A 22,219-nucleotide genomic window follows, 5' to 3' on the forward strand; every position below is an offset into this window, starting at 1 on the left:
ATCTGCCTATGCAATTCGCGGCTCTGTCCTCACATTGGAACTGGTCCGCTGCTGCTGGTGAGCTGAGGAGCACACCGCTGCCGAGGAGGGTGATCGCGAGTAAAAGATACCGTGTCATGGTCCAATCTCCCGACAAAGACGCAGAGCGCCACGCTATCTGGCCGCCTCGCTCATGGGTCTGTCCCGCAGCGGCGGTGCGGTCACGATGATAACACTTAAAGCCGTGCTTTGGCCATGTGACCGTCGAACTATCCAGTCAAATACAGCATGGCCCTGCACGACGTTCCGTGACGTCGGGCTTTAGCGCGATGACGATCGCTTCCAGCGGCGGGTGAGAAATCAAAACGGCAGCGCCACGCCGGTCTTGATTTCCTTCAGGATCACGTTCGTGCGGACGTGACGGATGCCAGGGATGCGGAACATGAAGTCGTCGAGAAATCTGTTGTAAGCGTCCATGTCGCGCACGACGACGCGCAGGTGGTAGTCGGCGTCCCCGGTGGTCGCAAAGCACTCCAATACTTCGCGGCGCTCCATGACGCGCGAGACGAACTCCTCGACGAATTTCACATCATGCCGTTCCAGCGAGACGTGGAGGATCGCAGACGTGGCGAACCCGGCACGCTCGCGCGCGACCAGCGCCGAATAGCCTGCGATGACGCCGTGCTCCTCCAGCGCGCGGACCCGACGCCAGCAGGCCGAGGTCGACATGCCGACATTTTCCGCGAGTTGCTGATTGGTCGCGCGACCGTCTTTTTGCAGCTCGGCGAGGATTCTCTCATCCTGCGCTTCGACCATGGATACACTCCAAGTTGGTAGAGTCTACCGTACGGCGGACCAATACGCAATGATCTACCGCAAATGGTTCCATCGGGGGAACGGATAGGTATGACCTACCAGGCATCGGGGCGTAGCGTTGTCAGTCGAGAGAATATTGCGACCAGCGAGCGTCAGTCATGGGCACGATGCCAGCACTCGACACCTACCAGCTCTCCGACCGCTACACGCGCGAACATGGCCGCGTCTTCCTCACGGGCACGCAGGCGATCGTCCGCATCGCACTCGAGCAAGCCAGGCGCGATCGCGCTGCCGGGCTGAGCACCGCCGGATTGATCTCGGGCTACCGGGGCTCGCCGCTCGGCGGCGTCGATCTCGAACTCTGGAAGATCAGGCAGCAATTGAAGGACAGCCGTATCGAATTCCTACCCGCGGTGAACGAGGACCTGGCTGCGACCGCCGTGCTCGGTTCGCAGCAGGTGGAGACGCAAAGCGACCGCGAGGTCGACGGCGTGTTCGGGCTTTGGTACGGCAAGGGGCCCGGCGTCGATCGTTCCGGCGACGCACTGAAACATGGCAACGCTTACGGCTCCTCGCCGCATGGCGGCGTGCTGGTGGTCGCCGGAGACGACCATGGCTGCGTATCCTCGTCGATGCCGCACCAGTCCGATGTCGCCTTCATGAGCTGGTTCATGCCGACGCTGCATCCGGCCGATGTCAGTGAATATCTCGCGTTCGGCGAATATGGCTACGCGCTGAGCCGCTTCTCCGGCATGTGGGTCGGCTTCAAGGCAATTTCGGAGATCGTGGAATCGGGCGCCTCGGTGGAGTTGCGCGCGCCACGTCTGTTCGCGCGGCCGGATTTCGTGCCGCCGGCTGGCGGCCTGCATTATCGCTGGCCGGATCTGCCGGGTCCGCAGATCGAGGAGCGGCTGGAGGCGAAGAAGCATGCGGTCTACGCCTTTGCAAAAGCGAATCCGATTGACCGCCACATCTACGACATTCCGGATGCGACCTACGGCATCGTCACCACGGGCAAGGCTCATCTCGATCTGATGGAAGCGCTGCGGCTGGTCGGACTTGATGAAGCCGCCTGCCGCCGCTTCGGGATCGACGTTTACAAGGTCGGCATGGTGTGGCCACTGGCGCTGCACGACGCGATGGAGTTCGTGAAAGGCAAGCGCGAGATCCTCGTGGTCGAGGAGAAGCGTGGCATCATCGAAAGCCAGTTCAAGGAATATTTCTATGACTATCCCGGCGCCAAGCCGGAGCGCATGGTCGGCAAGCATGACGAGGCCGGCGCGCGGCTGATTTCCTGGATCGGCGAACTCTCGCCATGCATGCTCGCAGGAGTATTGGCGCGGCGGCTCGATCCGATGTTTCCGGAACTGCAGCTTGCACGCCGCGTCGTCGCGTTGGCGCCGGAAGAGGAGCGCTTGATCGCGGTGCCGGGCGCGACGCGCACGCCGTATTTCTGTTCCGGCTGCCCGCACAACACGTCCACAAAGGTGCCTGAAGGCTCCAAAGCGCTGGCCGGGATCGGCTGTCACTTCATGGCAAGCTGGATGGACCGCGAGACCTCGTCGCTGATCCAGATGGGCGGCGAGGGCGTCAACTGGGCGGCGTCGTCAAGATTCACGGGCAACAAACACATCTTTCAGAACCTCGGCGAAGGTACCTACTACCACTCCGGCTCGATGGCGATCCGGCAGGCGATCGCGGCCGGGGCCAACATCACCTACAAGATCCTGTTCAACGATGCGGTCGCGATGACCGGCGGTCAGCCTGTCGACGGTCCCATCAGCGTGCAGGCGATCGCGCACAGCGTCCGCGCCGAGGGCGTGGCGCGCATCGCGCTGGTCTCGGACAATCCCGCGCAGTTCTCGCCCGCAGATTTGCCCGGCGGCGTCACCATCCATCCGCGCGAGGAGATGGATACCGTGCAGCGCGAGCTCCGCGACATTCCCGGCGTCACCGTGCTGATCTACCAGCAGACCTGCGCCACCGAGAAACGCCGCCGCCGCAAGCGCGGGCAGATCGCGGATCCCCCGCGCTTTGCCTATATCAACGATCTCGTCTGCGAGGGCTGTGGCGATTGCTCGGTCGAGTCCAATTGCCTGAGCGTCGAGCCGAAGGCGACGCCATTCGGCCGCAAGCGCAGGATCAACCTTTCGACCTGCAACAAGGACTTTTCCTGCCTCAACGGCTTCTGCCCAAGCTTTGTGACCATCGAAGGCGGCAGGCGGCGCGCGAAGACCGCAAGCGGGATCGATCCTTTGACACGTGCCGCGACGCTGCCGAAGCCGGAGCTTGCCGCGCTCGACCGGCCCTATGATCTGCTCGTCACCGGTGTCGGCGGCACCGGCGTGATCACCGTCGGCGCGCTGGTCGCGATGGCGGCGCATCTCGAGGCACGCGGCGTCTCGGTGCTCGACTTCACCGGTTTCGCACAGAAATTCGGCCCCGTGCTGAGTTACCTGCGGCTGGCTGCGACGCCAGAGGCGTTGCATCAGGTGCGGATCGACCAGGGCGCGGCGGACGCGCTGATCGGCTGCGATCTGGTGGTCAGCTCAGCGGCCAAGGCGTCCGGCACCTATCGAAAGGGGATGCGCGCCGTGATCAACACCGCCGAGATGCCGACCGGCGATGTCGTGCGCTTCCGGGATGCCGACCTCGCCTCGCCGGTTCGCCTGCGCGCGCTCGCGCGGGTGATCGGCGCCGGCAACCTCACCACGATCGATGCCAATGCACTGGCCGAGCGGCTGCTCGGCGACAGCGTCTATGCCAACATCATGATGCTCGGCTTCGCCTGGCAGCAGGGACTGGTGCCGGTGTCGCTTGCGGCATTGACCCGCGCCATCGAACTCAACGATGTGACCATCGAACGCAACAAGCAGGCGCTGGCCTGGGGCCGGATCGCATTCGCTGACCCGGACTTTTTGCCGAAGGCCGATCAGGCGACACCAGACGCACAGGAAACGCTCGATCAGGTGATCGCGCGGCGCGCCGATTTTCTCACTGCATATCAGGACGCAGCCTACGCGGCGCGCTACCGGACGGCCGTCGATCGGGTGCGCCGTGCCGAGTCCACCCTTGGCGCCGAAACCCTCACCGATGCGGTGGCGCGCTCGCTGTTCAAGCTGATGGCCTACAAGGACGAATATGAGGTGGCGCGGCTGCACATGGAAAGCGGCTTCCGCGACGAACTCAGGCGCGAATTTGACGGCGACTTCACCGTGACATACCACCTCGCGCCGCCGTTGCTGCCTGCGCGACGCGACGCGCGCGGACGACCGGTGAAGCGCGCCTTCGATCAGTGGATCGAGACGCCACTGCGCCTGCTCGCGCGGCTCAAGCGGCTACGCGGCACGCCGTTCGACTTGTTCGGCCACACGGCGGAGCGGCGGTCCGAGCGCGAGTTGATCGCCTGGTATGAGACGCTGATCGACACCGTGCTCGGCAGGCTCGACGACAAGCGCCTGCCCGACCTTGTCGCGATCGCGAAGGCGCCGATGGAGATCAGGGGCTACGGCCCGGTGAAGGACGCCGCCATCGACAAGGTCAAGGCCGAGGTCGCGCTGTTGGCCGCGCGGCTCAATGCCGATCCGACGGAGACCGGTAACGGTTCAGGAACCGATCATCGCGCTACGCTTGGAGTGAGGTGACAGCCAGCCAACAACGACGGTCGCGAGCACGGCGCGAAACGCCCTACTCCGCCTTGATTCCGGCGTCCCGGATCACTTTGCGCCAGCGCGCCTCCTCGCCCGCGAAGTAACGGTCAAGCTCGGCCGGAGGCGCCGCGACCATCACGAGGCCCTCGTTGCCCCCGAGCTTTTTGAAGGCGTCCGATTGCACGGCCCTGGCGGCCGACGCGTTGAGGCGAGTAATGATCTCAGCCGGCGTGTTCGCGGGCGCGTAAAGACCGTACCAGGCTTCCGCCGCATAACCTGGAACGCCCGCTTCCGACACGGTCGGCAGTTGCGGAAACGCCGCCGAGCGCTCTGCCGAAGTCACGGCGATCGCGCGTAGCTGACCAGCATCGACCAGCGCCGCGCAGCTTGCGACCGTCGTGAACATCACCTGGATCTGATCGCCGATCAGGTCCGATATCGCCGGCGCAGCGCCTTTGTAGGGCACGGTGGTGAGATTGACCCCGGCCATGTGCTTGAACAGTTCGCCGGCAAGATGCGCGGAGGTGCCGGTGCCGTATGTACCGTAAGAAAGCTTTTCCGGGTCCGCCTTGGCTGCCGCGATCAGATCGGCGATCGATTTGACCGGCGAGGCCGGATTGACCACGACCACGTTGAAGGAGCGCGCAATCAGCGCGACCGGCGCAAAGTCCTTGTGCGCGTCATAGGGCAGCTTGCTGTAGAGGCTCGGATTGACGGCATTGGCAAATGTACCCATCAAGAGCGTGTAGCCGTCGGGCGCGCTGGTCGCGACGCCCTGCGTGCCGATGATGGTGCCGGCGCCTGGCTTGTTCTCGATGATGATGGAGACGCCGAGGTCCTTCTGCATCTCCTGCGCAAGTGTGCGCGCAACGACATCGGTGCCGCCGCCGGGCGCAAACGGCACCACGATCTTGATGAGGCGCTCGGGATAGCCGGCGAGGACCGGGGATTGCAGCAGCACGAATGCTGCAATCGCGAACAGAATGGATGTCAGACACCGAAAGAGCATGAACGACCCCGCTCACAACAGCGTCTCTTTCATACACGCGCATGCCATGCAAGGAACGACGATCCGTCATGACGCGGCAAGGAGCGCATGTGGGCACAGGGCGCCAGTGCGTACCCTACCTATCCGCATCACGAATACGGATTGATCAGCTTCTGCTGCTCGGTGGCGTGGCGCACCAAAAGGTCGATGAAGATTCGTACCTTCGCCGACAGGTGATGGCGATGCGGGTAGACCGCATTCATCGTGAACTCGACCGGCCGGTATTCGGGCAGCAGGCGGACCAACTCGCCGGCTTCCAGTTCGTCGCGGACGAGGAAACCCGCCGCCAGAAAGACCCCGACGCCGGCAAGCGCGGCGAGCTTCAGCGTTTCGCCGCTGTTGGAGACGAGATTGCCCGAGATCTTGACCGACGCCGGTGTCCCCTTGCGGTCCATGAACCGCCATTCCTCGCCATAGGGGTAGCTGGCGTGGCGAAGGCAGTTGCGATTCCCGAGATCGGCGAGTTGTTCCGGTTTGCCGTGCTGCTCGATATACCCGTGCGAGCAGCACAGCACGTGCCGCCAGGTCGCGAGGCTGCGCACGATCAAGCTGGAATCGGGCGGCGGGATCATCCGCACCGCGAGGTCGATATTTTCGTCGATCATGTCGACGTTGCGCTCGCCGATCGCGAGGTCGACCTTGACCTCGGGATAGGACGCAAGGAACTGGGCTACCACCGGCGAGAGGAATTGGACGATGTGGGTGTTGGTGTAGATGCGCAGCGTGCCCCGCGGCACGGAGTGCAGTGCGCCGGCAATGTCGTCGGCCTGCTCGATATCGGAGAGGATCTGGATGCAGCGGTCATAATAGGCCCGGCCGACCTCGGTCAGGCTCACCTTGCGCGTGGTGCGATTGAGCAGCCGCACGCCGAGCCGGTCCTCCAGCGACTGGACGTGGTTGCTCACCATTGTCGTCGACATGTTGAGTTTGCGGGCGGCGGCAGAGAAGCCGCCGGAGTCGACGACCCGGCTGAACACTTCGAGACTGGTGAGGCGATCCATGTCGACCCGATTATATGCTTCTGATTGACAATAGCGGACATTTTGCCGGGATTATCTATCAGGTTGCTTAGGCGACTGCACGCGCCTGCCCTTGACCTTCCCCTGGCTGGATCGGCAAACGAGTTGCACAGCCAAGCGCGGAAGACCTCCAGATTGCCGCCGTCCGTCGGAACGGACGACGGAGGCCGAGCCCTTCCTCACACCGATCGCGGACAAGCTCCCCGGGGCCCGGAGTTGGCGGCGTCGTTCAGGGAGGCGCGCCTTGGCAGCAATCGCTCTGCGGGTAGAGCAACCGCTCTGGGGCAGTCGCAGTGCCGGCTCGCTACAACATCACGGTGCCCACGCCAACAACGGAGAGCGATCGGCTTGGTCTAAGGGCGGCTGCAGTTCGGAAGCTCCGGATGAGATGGCTCGTGATGGGGAATTATCCTCCCCGAGCGGACAATCCTTCCAATCTTTCTCCGATTATCGCTCCCGGCCTAAAGGACCATGTTGTCGCTGACACCGCGCGTTCCAGGCCGACAGGAGACGACAATGTCCGAGATGCCCCGCACCGAGAGTTTCCAGCAAGCCGCTCAGATCGCTCAGGAAATCCCCGCGGTTCAGGCCAAGCGGACAGGCCGTAACACGCTGCGGCGCACGGCGCTGGTGATCGCACTGCTGGCTGCCACTTCCGCCGCCGCCTACTACGGCCACGACTACTGGACAAACGGCCGTTACCTCGAGACCACCGACGACGCCTATGTGAAGGCGGATTCCACGATCATCGCGCCGAAGGTGTCGGGCTATATCGCCCGAGTGCTGGTCAGCGACAACCAGCCGGTGAAGGCGGGGCAATTGCTGGCGCAGATCGACGATCGCGATTTCCGCGCCGCACTCGGCCAGGCGACGGCCGATGTCGATGCGGCCGAGGCGTCAGTGCGCAACCTCGATGCGCAGCTCGCCATGCAGCAGCCGATCATTGACCAAGGCACCGCCGACGTCGCCGCGGCCGAAGCCAATCTGAAATTCGCGCAGGAAGAGCAGGCCCGTTACGACGGGCTGATGAAGACCGGCTCCGGCACGGTGCAACGCGCGCAGCAGACCGACGCGGCGCTGCGCTCGAGCACCGCACAATTGCAGCACTCGAAGTCGGGGCTGTCGGCGGCCGAGCACAAGGTCGACGTGCTCACCACTCAGCGCGCCCAGTCGCTCGCTCAGCTCGAACGCGCCCGCGCGGTGGAGCAGCAGGCGGAGCTGAACCTGTCCTACACGAAGATCACCGCGCCGGTGGACGGAACGGTCGGCGCACGCACGTTGCGTGTCGGCCAGTATGTGCAGGCCGGTACCCAGCTGATGGCCGTGGTACCGCTCGATGCGGTTTATGTGGTTGCCAACTTCAAGGAGACGCAGCTCACGAACGTGCGCAACGGCCAGCCGGTCGAACTCAGTGTCGACAGTTTTCGCGGCACTAAGCTGAAAGGCCATGTCGACAGCCTGTCGCCGGCGAGCGGGCTCGAATTCGCGCTGCTGCCGCCCGACAACGCAACCGGCAACTTCACCAAGATCGTGCAGCGTGTGCCGGTGAAGATCGTGCTCAACGACCATACGCTGACCGGCCTGCTGCGTCCGGGCATGTCAGCGGAGCCCACCATCGACACCAAGGCAACCGTGCTGGCGGAGCGCGAAGCGAAGCGCCGGCTCGCCTTGGAGGCTCCGGCAGCCAGCGGTAACGGCGGCTGATACGCGCCGTCCGGGCAGGTCTTCAATCCTGGCTAAACAATCCTTCCGCGCTTTCCTCAATTATCGAAGTTCAGCGCCTGGTGCATTCTCGATCTACCAAAAGCAAGGGGACATCCCCATGACCACGCTCCAGCCCACGATTGAAACAGCTTCAGGCCTCCCCGCCCTCAGCGCCACTCCGAAGGCTGCCGCGCCTGTCGCGCCCTCGGTCTCCGCAAAGGCCTGGATCGCGGTCATCGGCTCCACGCTCGGCGCCTTCATGGCAGTGCTCAACATCCAGATCGTCAACGCTTCGCTCGCCGACATCCAGGGCGCGATCGGCGCCGGTATCGACGACGGCGGCTGGATCTCGACCTCCTATCTGATCGCCGAGATCGTGGTGATCCCCTTGAGCAGCTGGCTCGCTCAGGTGTTCTCCGTGCGGATCTATCTCCTGACCAACGCCACCTTGTTCCTGGTGTTCTCGGCGGCGTGTGCGCTGGCGCAGGACCTGCCGCAGATGATTGCGCTGCGCGCCGTGCAGGGCTTTACCGGCGGCGTGCTGATCCCGATGGCGTTCACGCTGATCATTACGTTGCTGCCGAAAGCGAAACAGCCGATCGGCCTGGCGATGTTCGCGATCTCCGCGACGTTTGCGCCCGCGATCGGACCGACCATCGGCGGCTATCTCACCGAGAACTGGGGCTGGCAGTACATCTTCTATGTCAATCTGGTGCCGGGCACCCTGATGATCGCAATGCTGTTCGTCTCTCTGGAATCGAAGCCGATGAAGCTGTCGCTGCTGCGCGAGGGCGACTGGCCCGGCATCATCACGATGGCGATCGGCCTTGCCGCGCTGCAGACCGTGCTGGAAGAGGGCAACAAGGACGACTGGTTCGGCTCGCCCTTCATCGTCAGGCTGTCGCTGATCGCGGCCGTTGCGCTGACCACCTTCCTGGTGATCGAGCTCAGCGTCAGCAAGCCGCTGCTCAACCTGCGCCTGCTGCTCCGACGCAATTTCGGCTTCGGCATCCTCGCCAACTTCCTGCTCGGCATCGCATTGTACGGTTCGGTGTTCATCCTGCCGGTCTATTTGTCACGGATCCAGGGCTACAACGCCGAACAGATTGGCATGGTGCTGGCCTGGACCGGTCTGCCGCAGCTGTTCCTGATCCCGCTGGTGCCGCGGCTGATGCAGCGCTTCGACGCGCGGATCATCATCGGAGTCGGCTTCGCCTTGTTCGCCGCATCCAATTTCATGAACATCTACATGACCAACGACTACGCAACCGATCAGCTGTTCTGGCCCAATGTCGTCCGCGCCGTCGGCCAGGCGCTTGTGTTCGCGCCGCTGTCGGCGGTCGCCACCGCGGGCATCGAGGCGGAGAACGCGGGCTCGGCGTCCGGCCTGTTCAACATGATGCGCAATCTCGGCGGTGCCGTCGGCATCGCTCTGCTGCAGACGCTCCTGACCAAGCGCGAGCAGTATCACTCCAACGTGCTGATGCAGTCCGTCTCGACGCTGGAGCAGGCGACGCAGTCGCGGATCGAGAAGCTGACGCAGTATTTCATGAATCACGGTGTCACCGACCATGCCGAAGCGGTCCATCGCGCCATCGTCGCGATCGGCAAGATCGTGCAGAAGCAGGCGTTCATCATGGCCTTCAGCGACCTGTTCTTTCTGCTGGGCGCGGCGCTGATTGTCGCGCTTGTTGCGTCCATGCTGCTGAAGAACCCCGGCCATCTCGAAGGCGGCGGCGCCCACTAGATATCGGCTCACGTGAAGAGACGCGTCAAGCAACCAGATCCTTATCTCAACCAACAAAGGAGAACGACCATGAAACCCCGGATGAACTTCTACCAGGCCGCCCCTGACACCATGAAGGCTCTGGGCTCGCTCGAGGCCCAGATACAGGCTTGCGGCCTCGAGAAATCGCTGATCGAGTTGGTCAAGATCCGCGCCTCGCAGATCAACGGCTGTGCCTATTGCATCAACATGCACACCTCTGACGCCCGCAAGCAGGGCGAGACCGAGCAACGGATCTATCTCCTGGGCGCCTGGCGCGAGTCGCCGCTCTACACCGACCGCGAACGTGCGGCGCTGGCCTGGACCGAGGCGGTAACGCTGATCGCCGATACGCATGCGCCGGACGCCGACTATGAATCCGTGCGCGCCCAGTTCTCGGAATCTGAAACCGTCAACCTGACCATGCTGATCGCAACCATCAACGCCTGGAACAGGCTCGCCATCAGCTTCCGGGCGATCCACCCGGTGAAGGCGAAGGCAGCAGCGGCGTAAGAACGGCCCGCTGCACGCTTCGTGTCATGCCCCGCTTCGTGTGGGGCATTCAGTACGCCACGGCTCGCTGCTCAAGCATTAAAGCGTTTTCGAGCGAAGTGGACGCCGGTTCGCGCGAAGAAAACGCGTCAAAACAAGAATCGAGAGCTTCGGTTCTGATTCAATCAGAATCGAAAATGCTCTAGCGTCTGTGGAATGCTGGGTCGCCCGCCTTCGCGGGCGACGACATATCGGGGGCGCGGCGGACCGCACTACACCGCCGTCGCCTTCGCGAACTCGATATAGATCTCGCGCAGGCGGTCGGTCATCGGGCCCACCTCGCCGTTGCCGACCTTCTTGCCGTCGATCGCAACCACGCCCTGCACGAAGACCGAGGCGCTGGTGATGAAGGCTTCCTTGGCGGCGAGCGCTTCCTCGACCGTGAATGCGCGCTCCTCGACGCGGAGCTGGCGCTCCTCGGCGAGCTTCACCACCGCCTTGCGGGTGCAGCCCGGCAGGATCTCGCTGCCATTCTGACGCGTCACCAGCACGTCGTCCTGGGTCAGGATGAAGCAGGAGGACGAGCCACCCTCGGTGACCTTGCCGTCCTCGATCATCCAGGCTTCCCCGGCGCCGGCTGCGGCGGCGGCCTGCTTGGCCAGCACCTGCGCAAGCAGCGCCACGCTTTTGATGTCGCGCCGTGTCCAACGGATGTCAGGCACTGTGATGACGTTGATTCCCACCTTGGCCGAGGGCGCGTTGATGATGTCCTTCTCCGAAATGAACATCACCAAGGTCGGCTCGACATCTCCCTTCGGGAAAGCGAAATCGCGCCCCGTGTCCGCGCCGCGCGTCACCTCGAGATAGACCATGCCGTTGACGAGATTGTTGCGCGCGACGAGCTCCTTCTGGATCTCCTCGATCCGCGCCAGGGTTTCGGGTAGCGCGAGCTGGATCTCTCCGACCGATCGCCGCAGCCGCGCCAGGTGCGAGGCGTTGTCGATCAGCTTGCCGTCGAGCACCGCGGCCACCTCGTAGATGCCGTCGGCGAACAGGAAACCGCGATCGAAGACGGAGACCTTGGCCTCCGAGTGCGGCACGAACGAGCCGTTGACGTAAGCGATCTTTTCCAAGCGAGTTCTCCTGCGGACGCTGCGCGGCTTTCGCTCCCTCCTATACGCAAATTGTCGACGGCGATAAACCCCGGACGCGGTATTCCGGAGCCCCTACTCGTGATTGCGAGCCAACGGGTCGCGCGAATGAGTTCCTCGCAATGCCTTGACAGGTCGAAGCCTCAGCGTCAGTGCGACAGGATCTTCGACAGAAACTTCTGCGCCCGGTCGCTGCGGGGTTTTCCGAAGAAGTCGGCCTTCTTGGCGTCTTCAACGATCTCGCCGCGGTCCATGAAGATCACGCGGTCGGCGACCTTGTTGGCAAAGCCCATCTCGTGGGTGACCACCATCATGGTCATGCCTTCGCGGGCGAGGTCGACCATCACGTCGAGCACCTCGCTGATCATCTCGGGATCGAGCGCCGATGTCGGCTCGTCGAACAGCATCGCGATCGGATCCATGGCGAGCGCGCGCGCGATGGCGACCCGTTGCTGCTGGCCGCCGGAAAGCTCCGCCGGGTACTTCTTCGCATGTTCCGTCAGCCCGACGCGCTCCAGGAGCTTCATGCCTTTGGCTACGGCGTCGTCATGCTTGCGCCCCAGCACCTTTTCCTGCGCGAGGCAGAGATTGTCGACGATCCGCAAATGCGGAAACAGCTCGAAATGCTGGAAAACCATGCCGACGCGCGAGCGCAATTTCGGCAGATCGGTCTTGGGATCGTTGACCCTGATACCGTCGAGGATGATCTCGCCGCCCTGGATCGGCTCCAGCGCGTTGACGCATTTGATCAAGGTCGACTTGCCCGAACCGGAGGGACCGCAGACTACGACGACCTCGCCCTTCAGGACACTGGTGGTGCAATCCTTCAGCGCCTGGAAGTTCGGCCCGTACCATTTATCGACGTGCTTGATCTGGATCATGAATGACTCGCTAGCGCACAATGGCAATACGCGCCTGCAGGCGGCGGACGCAGTAGGAGGCAACACAGGAAATGGTGAAGTAGACCAGCGCGGCGAACAGGTACATCTCGACGAGGCGGCCGTCACGCTGCGCCACCTTGCTGGCGGCGCCGAGAAAATCCGGGATCGACAGCACGTAGACCAGCGAGGTGTCCTGGAACAGCACGATGGTCTGGGTCAGCAGCACCGGCAGCATGTTGCGGAACGCCTGCGGCAGCACGACGTAGCGCATGCTCTGACCGTAGGTCAGGCCGAGCGCGCTCGCGGCAGCCGGTTGCCCCTTGGAGATCGACTGGATGCCGGCGCGCATGATCTCGGAGAAATACGCCGCCTCGAACATGATGAAGGTGATCAGCGAGGAAGCGAATGCCCCGACGGTGATCGGGCGCGATGCTCCAGTCAGCCACTGCCCGATATAGGGCACCAGGAAGTAGAACCAGAAGATCACGAGCACCAGCGGCAGCGAGCGCATGAAGTCGACATAGAAGCCTGCAACGCGGCCGAGCAGCCTGTAGCCGGAGAGCCGCATCAACGCGATCAGCGTGCCGAACACGAGACCGCCGACGGCGGCGAGCGCGGTCAAGGTCAGCGTGAAGCGCATGCCCTCGAAGAACAGGTAGGGCAGCGAGCGGCGGATGACGTCGAAATCGAAACTGCCGAGCATAGCTATTTCCCCGAGATGTAGCCGGGGATCGCGACGTAGCGCTCGAGCCAGCGCATCGCGGTGACCACGATGAAATTGAGGAGGAGATAGAGCACGGTAGCCGCCGTGAACGCTTCGAACACCTGGAAGGAGAATTCCTGCATCGAGCGCGCCTGCCCCGTCAGTTCGATCAGCCCGATGGTGATCGCGACCGCGGTGTTCTTGATGGTGTTGAGGAACTCGGAGGTCAGCGGAGGCAGAATGATGCGGAACGCCATCGGCAGCAGGACGTAGCGATAGGTCTGAAACGTAGTGAGACCAAGCGCGGTCGCGGCCTGCCTCTGGCCGCGCGGCAGCGAGGAGATGCCGGCCTGCAACTGCACGGCGACGCGAGCCGACATGAACAGGCCGACGCCGATCGCGGCGGTCCAGAACGGCGCATTCGGCAACTGCTTGAGCCAGAGGCCCGCGGCCTTCGGGAGCAGTTCCGGCAGCACGAAGAACCACAGGAAAAGCTGCACGAGAAGCGGCATGTTGCGGAAGAACTCGACCCAGCAAAAGCCGATCCAGGATGCCGCCCGCGACGGCAGCGTCCGCAACACACCGATCACCGAGCCGAAGATCAGCGCGATGATCCACGCGAGCAGCGCCGTCTTGATGGTCAGCACCAGTCCCGCCAGCAGGAGGTCGAGATAGGTGCCGGTCCCCATCGGGTTCGGCTCAAGGAAGATGTGCCAATTCCAGTTGTAGTTCACAGGTCCCCCGCGCAAACGCGTCAGCCACGCATTCTCGCCTCTATGCACTCGCCTCTATGCAAATGTCCGGCCATCTCCTCTCCAAAATGGCCGGACTCCATCTGCCGCCTCGCCCCGCCTGCGGGGAGAGGCCGGATCGCATCCGCAAGATGCGACCCGCTCCGCGAGTTCAGCTTTCACCGCTTTTGCGGAGCGAGCCCCTCACCCTGACCCTCTCTCGCGGAAGCGCGGTGAGAGGGAACGGTGCGGCTCTCAAATCTTCGCCGCTTGCGCGGCCCCCCACAATGAGGGTCTTCTTTACTTATACGCGTCCGGATCGGGCGAGTCGGAGGGCTTGGCGAACTCGTTCTTCAGCTCTGTCCCGATCGGCACGTTGAGGTTCAACCCCTTGGGCGGGACCTTCTGGGTGAACCACTTGTCGTAGATTTTCTGGCCCTCGCCGCCGGTGTAGAGCGCGGCGGTGGCGGCGTCGACGACCTTCTTGAACGCAGCGTCATCCTTGCGCAGCATGATGCCGTAGGGCTCGGGCTTTGAGAATGCGTCCTTGGAGATCACGTAATCGCCCGGCGCCTTCGAGCCGGCGACCAGGCTCGCGAGCAGGATGTCATCCATCACGAAGGCGACCGCGCGATCGGTCTCGACCATCAGGAAGGCCTCGGCGTGGTCCTTTGCCGGAATGATGTTGACACCCAGGCCGCGCGCCACGTTGGCTTCGGTGAGCTGCTTGATGTTGGTGGTGCCGGCGGTCGAGACCACGGTCTTGCCCTTCAGGTCGTCGATCGAATTAATCTTGCTCGATTTCTTCGAGACGTAGCGGCTCGCGGTCAAGAAATGGGTGTTGGTGAACCAGACCTGCTTCTGGCGCTCGGCGTTGTTGGTGGTCGAGCCGCATTCGAGATCGACGGTTCCGTTCGCCATCAGCGGGATGCGCGTCGCCGAGGTGACCGGGTTGAGCTTGACCTCGAGCTTGTCGAGTTTCAGCTCCTTCTTCACGGCATCGACGATCTTGTAGCAGATGTCCATGGCGTAGCCGATCGGCTTCTGGTTGTCGTCGAGATAGGAGAAGGGAATCGAGGAATCGCGGAAGCCGAGCGTGATCGCGCCGGTCTCCTTGATGTTCTTCAGCGTGCCAGTCAGCTCCTCCGCCTGTGCCTGGCCTGCGCCGAGCGCCGCGGCGAGCGCGAGGCCGATCAGGTATTTGCGTGTCATACGTCTACTCCTTGCCTGAAAATGGTCGATTGCGTGAGAATGTCAGTGAGGACGGGCGCGGTTGGGCGGCGAAACTGTTCGGATTCTCGTTCATCTGAAATGACCGAGTGTTTCCATGATCGTGACGCTGGCGCCCCCTATTTTGCCGCTGCCGCCTAATGTCCTCGGGCGTGCGGCCGAAATCATACCTGTCTGCGAGCCGATAGAGCCTGCATACTTTAGTATCGATTGACGCGAAATCGCCCCGCGCGGACGGGCACGAACGCCTGGACCGGCCTATCAAAACAGATGATGGCCTGAAGCGCTCACCGCCGCAAGGCGCCGCAGTCGTTAGATTCCCCTGTTGATCGGCTTGGCCGGATGGGGACGTGCCGGCTGTGCGATCGCGCGCGCCAGCACCTGCGCCTCCTTCTTTAGCATGTCGGAGAGTTCCGCCTCGCGGCGACGGATGCGGTCGCTGGCGGCGCCGATCGAGAGCGCGGCGACCACCTCGCCGGAATCGTCGCGGACGGGAACGCCGACCCCGCCCATGCCGGGAAAGGCGGCATCGATCAGCACGGTATGCCCGACCTTGCGCGCGGAAGCGATGCGCTCGCGCAGCAGTTTTGGCGTGATGCGCGGCGACTTGGCAAGCCGCGGTACGATCACCTCGATGATGGCGTCGATCTCGGCATCCGGCAGCCACACCAGAAGCGCGAGCGCGCCGGCGCCAACACCGAGCGGGCGGCGGCTGCCGATCTGCAGATAGTTCGGCTGCAACGGATGGCTGCCGACCGAGCGCGCGAGGTACAGCGCCTCGACGCCGGAGCGCACCGATAACAGCGCCGTGTCGGCGGAGCGCTCGGACAGCCGCAGCAGGCTCGGCTGCGCCAGCTCGGCGATATCGACCGAGCGCCGCGCGCCGACCGCCATCACCCGTGCCTCCTGACCGAGCTCATAGGTCTTGGCGCCCATGACCCGGCTGACGAAGCCCTCCTCGATCAGCGAATTGAGGATGCGCAGCGCGGTAGCCTTGTTCAGCGAGGTGGCGTCGGCGATGTCGGTGAGACGCAGGGGCGAGCGCTGCGCCAGCACGCGCAGGATCGCGCAGACCTTCTGGATCGCGTTGAACTTGTCCGGCTGCCCCGGCTCCGGTGGGAATCTTCTGCGGCCGCCCCGCGCTGATGTGATTGTGGATGCGTTCATTGCCAGCCCCTTCAACGTCGCGAATTCCGATCCGGCCATCCATCGCGGACACAGTCTCCGCAGGCTTCATCCTAGAGCCGTTGGGCTCGGCGCGACATCCTCTATTTTCATCAGACAAAACGCGCGTTTCAACTAATTGCAGTGCTATGCAGCACGTCCGTCCGGTTAATTTCGTGGTATGAAATCCGGCGGTACGGCGATGCCGCAACATCGTGTGCGAAGACGCACGTCGCGCCTTTTCCCGGCCGTGACGCAAGCAGGCCTGCGCACCTCACGACTTGCGCGGCGTCTCGCCGAGATCCCAGAACAGGCCGGCCATGATCGTGAGCGCCTCTTCGGTGACCGGCAACAGGATGTGCTCGTCAGGCGCGTGCTGGGAGCAACCCGGATAGGAATGCGGTACCCATATCGTCGGCAGGCCGAGACCTTCCGAGAACACGTCGTTGGGAAGCGAGCCGCCGGTATTCGGCAGCACTGCGGGCGCCTTGCCAGTGGTCGTGCGGATCGAGTCCACGGCCCAGTCGATCCAGGGACTGTCCATATCGGTGCGCGAGGCCGCAAAGCGCTGCGCGCCCGAGACCTCCACCATCGGAAAGCCGTTGGCGTGCAGATACGTGCGCACCGCGTCGATCACCTCGAGATGTTTGGTGCCGACCACGAAGCGAAGCTGCAACACGGCGTTCGCCCTGCCCGGAATGGCATTTGCCGGCTTTTCGATATTGCCTGACGACATCGCGAGCACTTCCAGCGTGTTCCAGGCATATAGCCGCTCCGCCGGCGTCAGGCCTTCCTCGCCCCAGTCCGGCGCGAGCGCAGGCTCGTCTGCTGATGGTTCGATCTTGACGTCCGCGAGCGCGGCACGGACGCGGTTCGAGATCGGCGGCGGCTTCAGCACCTCGAGCTTCATGCGGCCCTTGCCGTCAACGAGGCTCGCGATGGCGTTGGCGAGGATGGTTGCGGGATTGGCCAGCACGCCGCCCCAATTGCCGGAATGATGCGCCCCTTCGCGCAGATTGACATCGAGATGGATGCGGTTTCCGCCGCGGCAGCCGAGATAGATGGTCGGCCTGTCAGCCGAAAGTCGCGGCCCGTCCGAGGCCAGGAACAGATCGGCCTTGAGCTCCTCGCGATGCGCGTCGCAGACCTGGCGCAGGTCGGGCGAGCCGATCTCCTCGCCGGTCTCGATGATGAATTTGGCGTTGAAGCCGAGCTTGCCGCCGCGCGCTTGCTTCACCGCCCGAAGCGCAGCCATGTTGATCGAGTGCTGACCCTTGTTGTCGGCGGTGCCGCGGCCATATGCGCGATCGCCCCGGATCGTGGTCTGCCATGGGTTGAGACCCTCGCCCCATTCGCCGGCCATGCCGTCGACGACATCGCCATGGCCGTAGGTCAGCACGGTCGGCCGCGAGGCGTCTTCCTGGTAGTCGGCGATCAGATAGGGCCCGCGCCCCGTGGGCGATTCGATCAGCCGGGTCTTGAAATCGAGCTCGGCGAGGGCCGGCTGCAAATTCTCGACCAGATAGGCACGCAGCGCGTCGGCCTTGTCGGCATTCACGCTTTCCGTCTGGTAGGCGACCCTGGCGCCCAATTCCTTGAGAAACTGTCCGGATTGAAAATGCTCTCGCGCGATCGCGATCGCGTCGGCCCGTGTCGCCATGATTGTCCCTTCAGAATGACGCCCAAGATCTCTTTGTTTGAGCATGATCCCCGCGCAAACGCTTCGCGTTTGTCGCGAGGAGAGCCGCTACGCGCCTTCGGATCATGCCTAAGGCGCCAAACTATCGGGATCGGCATGCGACCGGAAGTGGGGCGAATGCGAATGGGCCTTGCCAAAACAAGGCAAGTCGCAGCAACTTCTGCCCGGAAAGCCCGGCGCATGACCGGGCGTCAATCGAGCGCTCCCAGGTTTTCAGCGATGACAAAGCAAATTCGACTCAACGCCTTTGCCATGAATTGCGTGGCGCACCAGTCGCCGGGGCTGTGGACCCATCCGCGCGACCGCACCAAGGACTACAACAAGCTGCCCTACTGGATCGATCTGGCGAAGACGCTGGAGCGAGGGCGGTTCGACGGGCTGTTCCTTGCCGACGTACTCGGGGTCTATGACGTCTATGCCGGCAATCCGGATGCGGCGCTGCGCAACGCGGCGCAAACTCCCGCCAACGAGCCGCTGATGCTGATCCCGGCGATGGCCGCAGTGACGGAAAATCTAGGCTTCGGCGTCACCAGCAACCTGTCGTTCGAGCCGCCATACCCGTTTGCGCGTCGTATGTCCACGCTCGACCATCTGACCGACGGACGGGTCGGCTGGAACGTGGTGACCGGCTATCTGGATTCCGCGGCCCGGGGCGCCGGCAAGGACAAGCAGACCGCGCATGACGACCGCTACGACATCGCCGACGAATATATGGAAATGGTGTACAAGCTCTGGGAAGGCAGCTGGGAAGACGACGCCGCCATCCGCGATATCGCGCGCGGCATCTTTACCGATCCTTCGAAGGTGCATCCGGTGCACCACGAGGGCAAGAATTACCGGCTCAACGCGATCCATCTCAGCGAGCCGTCGCCGCAGCGCACGCCGGTGCTTTACCAGGCCGGCACCTCGCCGCGCGGCCGGCAGTTCGCGGCCGCGCACGCCGAATGCGTGTTCATGTCGGGCCCGTCGTCCAAGGTGATCGCGCCGCGGGTCGCGGCGATCCGCGAACTCGCTGCCGAGAAGGGCCGCAACCCGGCCGAGATCCTGATGTTCTCGATGATGTGCCTGATCGTCGGCCGCACCGAAGCGGAGGCGAAGGCGAAATATGCCGACTATCGCAGCCATGTCAGCCATGAGGGCGCGCTGGCGCTGATGTCGGGCTGGACCGGCGTCGATTTCTCGACCTATTCGCTCGACCAGGAAGTGCGCCACGTGCAGAACGAGGCGGGCCGCTCCGCGATGGACAACGTCACCCGCGCCGATCCCGGCCGCGTGTGGACCGTGCGCGAGGTCGCCGAACATGTCGGGATCGGCGGCGCCGGACCCGTCGTGGTCGGCACGCCGGAGCAGGTCGCGGACAAAATCGAGCAGTGGTTCGAGGAGACCGACGTCGACGGCCTCAACGTTGCGTTTGCGATCTCGCCCGGCGATTTCGAGGACATCGCCGACATGCTCGTGCCCGAATTAACGAGGCGCGGACGCTACAAGCGCGATTATGCCAAGGGCACCTTGCGCGAGAAGCTGTTCGGTGCCGGGCGCGCCCGGCTAAACGACACGCATCCGGCAAGCCGCTATCGCGTCTAGACTGGAAGTGCTCGCGAAGGACGAACGGGCAGCTCTCCATGCTCGGCGCAGCGCTCCAAGTTCATCAGCCACGTCGTCAAAAATGTCGCGGTGCCAACCTTTCATCGTCTTGAACGATTCCACACGGATTGTCGTATTGGCTCTCCAGTAAGAGAAAAGTGAGCCAGCCACGCTACGGCCGCCTGTCACGACCGTTTGATCCGGCCGGCCCGCCTGCATTTCATCTGTAACCAACCGGCCAACCTTTGCCACGGTCTGGCAACAAGGGCCTTGTACCAGCCTTGCCTTCTGCACGGTGCCGGCACGATGCCGGCTCCTTTTCAAGGAGGCGCTCTTGGTCACAGGCAAGACGGCACGCGGCCGCATTGATGCATCTATTTCGCGAGAGGCACCCGCAGGCGAAGCCGCACGCTTGCTCGCAGCCCTTCGCGATCTCGCGCCGGAATTTACCGCACGCTCGAAGGAAATCGAGGAGGGCCGGCGGGTGCCGTCCGATATTGCCGACAAGCTTCGGCACCTCGGCTTGTTCCGCACAATGATGCCGCGCAGCCTCGGCGGCCTCGAACTGAATGCCGCCGAGGTGGCGCCGATGATCGAGACAATGGCGGCGGCTGACAGCTCTATTGGCTGGATGACGATGATCTACATAACGTCGGCCATCTTCACGACCAGGGCGCCGCGAGCGGTCCTCGAGCGGATCTTTCTCCAGGACCCCGACGCGATCTTGGCGGGGTCAGGTGCCCCAGCCGGACAGGCGGAGAAGATCAACGGAAGCTACCGGGTTTCCGGACGCTGGCCGTTCGTCAGCGGCTGTCAGAACGCCCAGTGGATCGGCGGTCATTTTGTGATCTGTAAGGACGGACAGCCCGTGATGTCGGAGCAAGGTCCGCAATCCAGATTCTTCGTTCTTCCCGCCGATCGCTGGCAGATCGAGGACACGTGGCGAGCCTCAGGATTGACCGGCACCGGTAGCCACCATGTGGCGCTGGAGAATGTGGAAGTCCCCGAACAGGACGTGTTCGACTTGTTTCAGGGCAAGTCGTCCGTGCCGGGCCCGCTCGAAACCGCAATCTTTCCGTTCAGCGCGAGCTTCCATGCGGCTGTCGCCGTCGGCATCGCGGCGGGCGCAACCGCAGAGCTCGCCGCCGTGGCTGGCTCCGGCCGGCGTCAGCTTTTCGCCGCCACCGATATCAAGGATTCGCCCATCGTCCAGCATGAATTCGGCCGGCTGAACGCCGTGCTGCGAGCTGCCCGCGCGCTCACGCAGACGCAGGCTGAAGATCAGTGGCGCCGGGCGCTCGAAGGCACGCTCGACAACAAGGCCGATCTGGCCGAGGGCCTTCAGGGCAGTGCCTGGGTTCATGCGGCCTGCACTGAAGTCGTCAGTGGCTGCTACACGCTTGGCGGTTCGAGCTCCATCATGAATACCTCGCCGCTGCAGCGCCGCCTGCGCGATATCCACGCGGCCAGACAGCACTTCTTCGCGCAGGAGAGGCTCTACGGCGCTGCCGGTAAGAACGCGCTCGGCTTTCCGCCAGTTGATCCGATATCAGGTCAATAGAGGTTTTCTGAGCATGATCCGAAAAGGTGTTTCGCGGTTTTCCCCACACGGCAAACCCGAAGCATTTGCGCGGAGATCGCGCACAAATAGGGCGATGAACTGCACGGCAATGGCGGAAGCAAGGCGATGACGGCTCACGTCTGCTTCGTCCGGTAGTCCCCGAACGTGGTGTCGCGCTGGTCGAGCTGGGCCTTCACGCTGGAGCCGTCGCGGCGGAAGCTGGACATGTAGGCCCGGCTCGCCTCGGTGGTGAAGGCGAGCGCCTGGATTTCGGTGCCGGCGCGCATCGCGGCGCGGGCCCCCATGATTTCCATCGCGCGATGCACGGAGCGCTTGTTGAGCTGTTGCAGCTCGATCGGCACTTTCGCCGCACGCTCGGCGAAGTCGAGTGTCTTCGCCTCCAGTTCGGCAAGCGGAAATGCGCGCGTGGCAAAGCCCGACTCGGCGGCCTCGCGGCCCGACATCGCATCACCCGTCAGCATCAACTCCATGGCGCGACGCATGCCGACCAGCCAGGGGTGATATTGCATGTCGGGCGGACTCATCAGCCGCACCGGCGGATAGCCGATCTGGGCATCATCGGCGACGTAGACAACGTCGCAGGCGGTCGCAAGCTCGGTGCCGCCGGCAAGGCAGTAGCCGTGCACCTGCGCGATGACCGGCTTTGCGAGATCCCAGATCGAGAACCAACCCTCGACCACATGGCGCGACCATTGGCCGGGTCCCGCTGCGGAATGATAAGGCTGATCCACGCGATTGTCCGCGGAAAGATCGTAGCCGGCCGAAAAGCACGGACCGGCGCCGCGCACGATCGAGATGGAAACATCCGGATCGCGGTCGATCTGCTCCAGCACCTCGAAGATTTCGGCGCGCAGGCGGTTGTTCAGCGCATTGCGCTTCTCCGGCCGGTTCAGCGTGATTCGGCGGACGCGCGGGCGCGGATCGTCGACGATGATGTGCTGGTAACTCATGGATCCTCCCGATCTCCGGCATTGATCGCCTTTGGCAGAGTCATGCCCGAGATCGGGAAGGATGTCATCGG

At 63.6% G+C, this 22,219-nt stretch carries 17 protein-coding genes; 6 read left to right on the top strand and 11 right to left on the bottom strand.

Features of this window, described 5'->3' with window-relative positions; all coding sequences use genetic code 11:
• Positions 1–339: 339 nt before the first annotated feature.
• The gene (locus JQ553_RS12870) at positions 340–795 is read right to left on the bottom strand and encodes an Lrp/AsnC family transcriptional regulator (RefSeq protein WP_212500301.1); all 456 of its coding nucleotides are present in this window, start codon (positions 793–795) and stop codon (positions 340–342) included.
• Between the two features lie 158 nt (positions 796–953).
• On the opposite strand from JQ553_RS12870, the gene JQ553_RS12875 reads away from it, so the two are divergent.
• Positions 954–4,439, top strand: a complete 3,486-nt coding sequence (locus JQ553_RS12875; protein ID WP_212500302.1) for an indolepyruvate ferredoxin oxidoreductase family protein — start codon at positions 954–956, stop codon at positions 4,437–4,439.
• 43 nt (positions 4,440–4,482) lie between these two features.
• Here JQ553_RS12875 and JQ553_RS12880 read toward each other — a convergent pair whose 3' ends face one another.
• Both JQ553_RS12880 and JQ553_RS12885 read right to left on the bottom strand, forming a co-directional pair.
• Positions 4,483–5,454 (bottom strand): tripartite tricarboxylate transporter substrate binding protein, encoded by a 972-nt coding sequence (locus tag JQ553_RS12880; protein ID WP_212500303.1) that lies wholly within the window; start codon positions 5,452–5,454, stop codon positions 4,483–4,485.
• Positions 5,455–5,582: 128 nt separating this feature from the next.
• Complete coding sequence (locus JQ553_RS12885; RefSeq protein ID WP_212500304.1) at positions 5,583–6,494, bottom strand: LysR family transcriptional regulator; 912 nt, start codon at positions 6,492–6,494, stop codon at positions 5,583–5,585.
• A gap of 534 nt (positions 6,495–7,028) precedes the next feature.
• Between JQ553_RS12885 and JQ553_RS12890 the strand changes: the two genes are divergently transcribed.
• The 3 genes from JQ553_RS12890 (at position 7,029) to JQ553_RS12900 (ending at position 10,494) form a co-directional block, all read left to right on the top strand.
• The gene (locus tag JQ553_RS12890) at positions 7,029–8,216 is read left to right on the top strand and encodes an HlyD family secretion protein (protein ID WP_212500305.1); all 1,188 of its coding nucleotides are present in this window, start codon (positions 7,029–7,031) and stop codon (positions 8,214–8,216) included.
• Positions 8,217–8,334: 118 nt separating this feature from the next.
• Positions 8,335–9,963 carry an MDR family MFS transporter gene (locus JQ553_RS12895; RefSeq protein ID WP_212500306.1) on the top strand — a complete coding sequence of 543 codons (1,629 nt, stop codon included), beginning with the start codon at positions 8,335–8,337 and terminating at the stop codon, positions 9,961–9,963.
• A gap of 69 nt (positions 9,964–10,032) precedes the next feature.
• Positions 10,033–10,494 carry a carboxymuconolactone decarboxylase family protein gene (locus tag JQ553_RS12900; protein ID WP_212500307.1) on the top strand — a complete coding sequence of 154 codons (462 nt, stop codon included), beginning with the start codon at positions 10,033–10,035 and terminating at the stop codon, positions 10,492–10,494.
• A 251-nt stretch (positions 10,495–10,745) separates the two neighbouring features.
• Here JQ553_RS12900 and JQ553_RS12905 read toward each other — a convergent pair whose 3' ends face one another.
• From JQ553_RS12905 to JQ553_RS12935, 7 genes are all read right to left on the bottom strand, one after another.
• Positions 10,746–11,606, bottom strand: coding sequence for a D-amino-acid transaminase (locus JQ553_RS12905; protein ID WP_212500308.1), 861 nt, complete (start codon positions 11,604–11,606; stop codon positions 10,746–10,748).
• A 167-nt stretch (positions 11,607–11,773) separates the two neighbouring features.
• Positions 11,774–12,505, bottom strand: a complete 732-nt coding sequence (locus JQ553_RS12910) for an amino acid ABC transporter ATP-binding protein (protein ID WP_212500309.1) — start codon at positions 12,503–12,505, stop codon at positions 11,774–11,776.
• A gap of 10 nt (positions 12,506–12,515) precedes the next feature.
• Entirely contained in the window at positions 12,516–13,208 is a 693-nt protein-coding gene (locus JQ553_RS12915) for an amino acid ABC transporter permease (protein ID WP_212500310.1), read from the bottom strand.
• Positions 13,209–13,210: 2 nt separating this feature from the next.
• Positions 13,211–13,942 (bottom strand): amino acid ABC transporter permease, encoded by a 732-nt coding sequence (locus JQ553_RS12920; protein ID WP_212500311.1) that lies wholly within the window; start codon positions 13,940–13,942, stop codon positions 13,211–13,213.
• Positions 13,943–14,239: 297 nt separating this feature from the next.
• The gene (locus JQ553_RS12925; protein ID WP_212500312.1) at positions 14,240–15,151 is read right to left on the bottom strand and encodes an amino acid ABC transporter substrate-binding protein; all 912 of its coding nucleotides are present in this window, start codon (positions 15,149–15,151) and stop codon (positions 14,240–14,242) included.
• A 330-nt stretch (positions 15,152–15,481) separates the two neighbouring features.
• A complete protein-coding gene (locus tag JQ553_RS12930) occupies positions 15,482–16,336 on the bottom strand; it encodes an IclR family transcriptional regulator (RefSeq protein WP_212500313.1) in 855 nt (284 codons plus the stop codon).
• A 271-nt stretch (positions 16,337–16,607) separates the two neighbouring features.
• Positions 16,608–17,993, bottom strand: coding sequence for a M20 family metallopeptidase (locus JQ553_RS12935; RefSeq protein ID WP_212500314.1), 1,386 nt, complete (start codon positions 17,991–17,993; stop codon positions 16,608–16,610).
• A 258-nt stretch (positions 17,994–18,251) separates the two neighbouring features.
• Between JQ553_RS12935 and JQ553_RS12940 the strand changes: the two genes are divergently transcribed.
• Complete coding sequence (locus JQ553_RS12940) at positions 18,252–19,616, top strand: LLM class flavin-dependent oxidoreductase (protein ID WP_212500315.1); 1,365 nt, start codon at positions 18,252–18,254, stop codon at positions 19,614–19,616.
• A gap of 295 nt (positions 19,617–19,911) precedes the next feature.
• A complete protein-coding gene (locus tag JQ553_RS12945; protein ID WP_312015130.1) occupies positions 19,912–21,177 on the top strand; it encodes an acyl-CoA dehydrogenase family protein in 1,266 nt (421 codons plus the stop codon).
• Between the two features lie 134 nt (positions 21,178–21,311).
• On the opposite strand, the gene JQ553_RS12950 is transcribed toward JQ553_RS12945, so the two are convergent.
• Positions 21,312–22,148, bottom strand: a complete 837-nt coding sequence (locus JQ553_RS12950) for an enoyl-CoA hydratase-related protein (RefSeq protein WP_212500317.1) — start codon at positions 22,146–22,148, stop codon at positions 21,312–21,314.
• Positions 22,149–22,219: the final 71 nt, after the last annotated feature.

Source organism: Bradyrhizobium lablabi (assembly GCF_018131005.1).
Taxonomy (GTDB): Bacteria; Pseudomonadota; Alphaproteobacteria; order Rhizobiales; family Xanthobacteraceae; genus Bradyrhizobium; species Bradyrhizobium lablabi_D.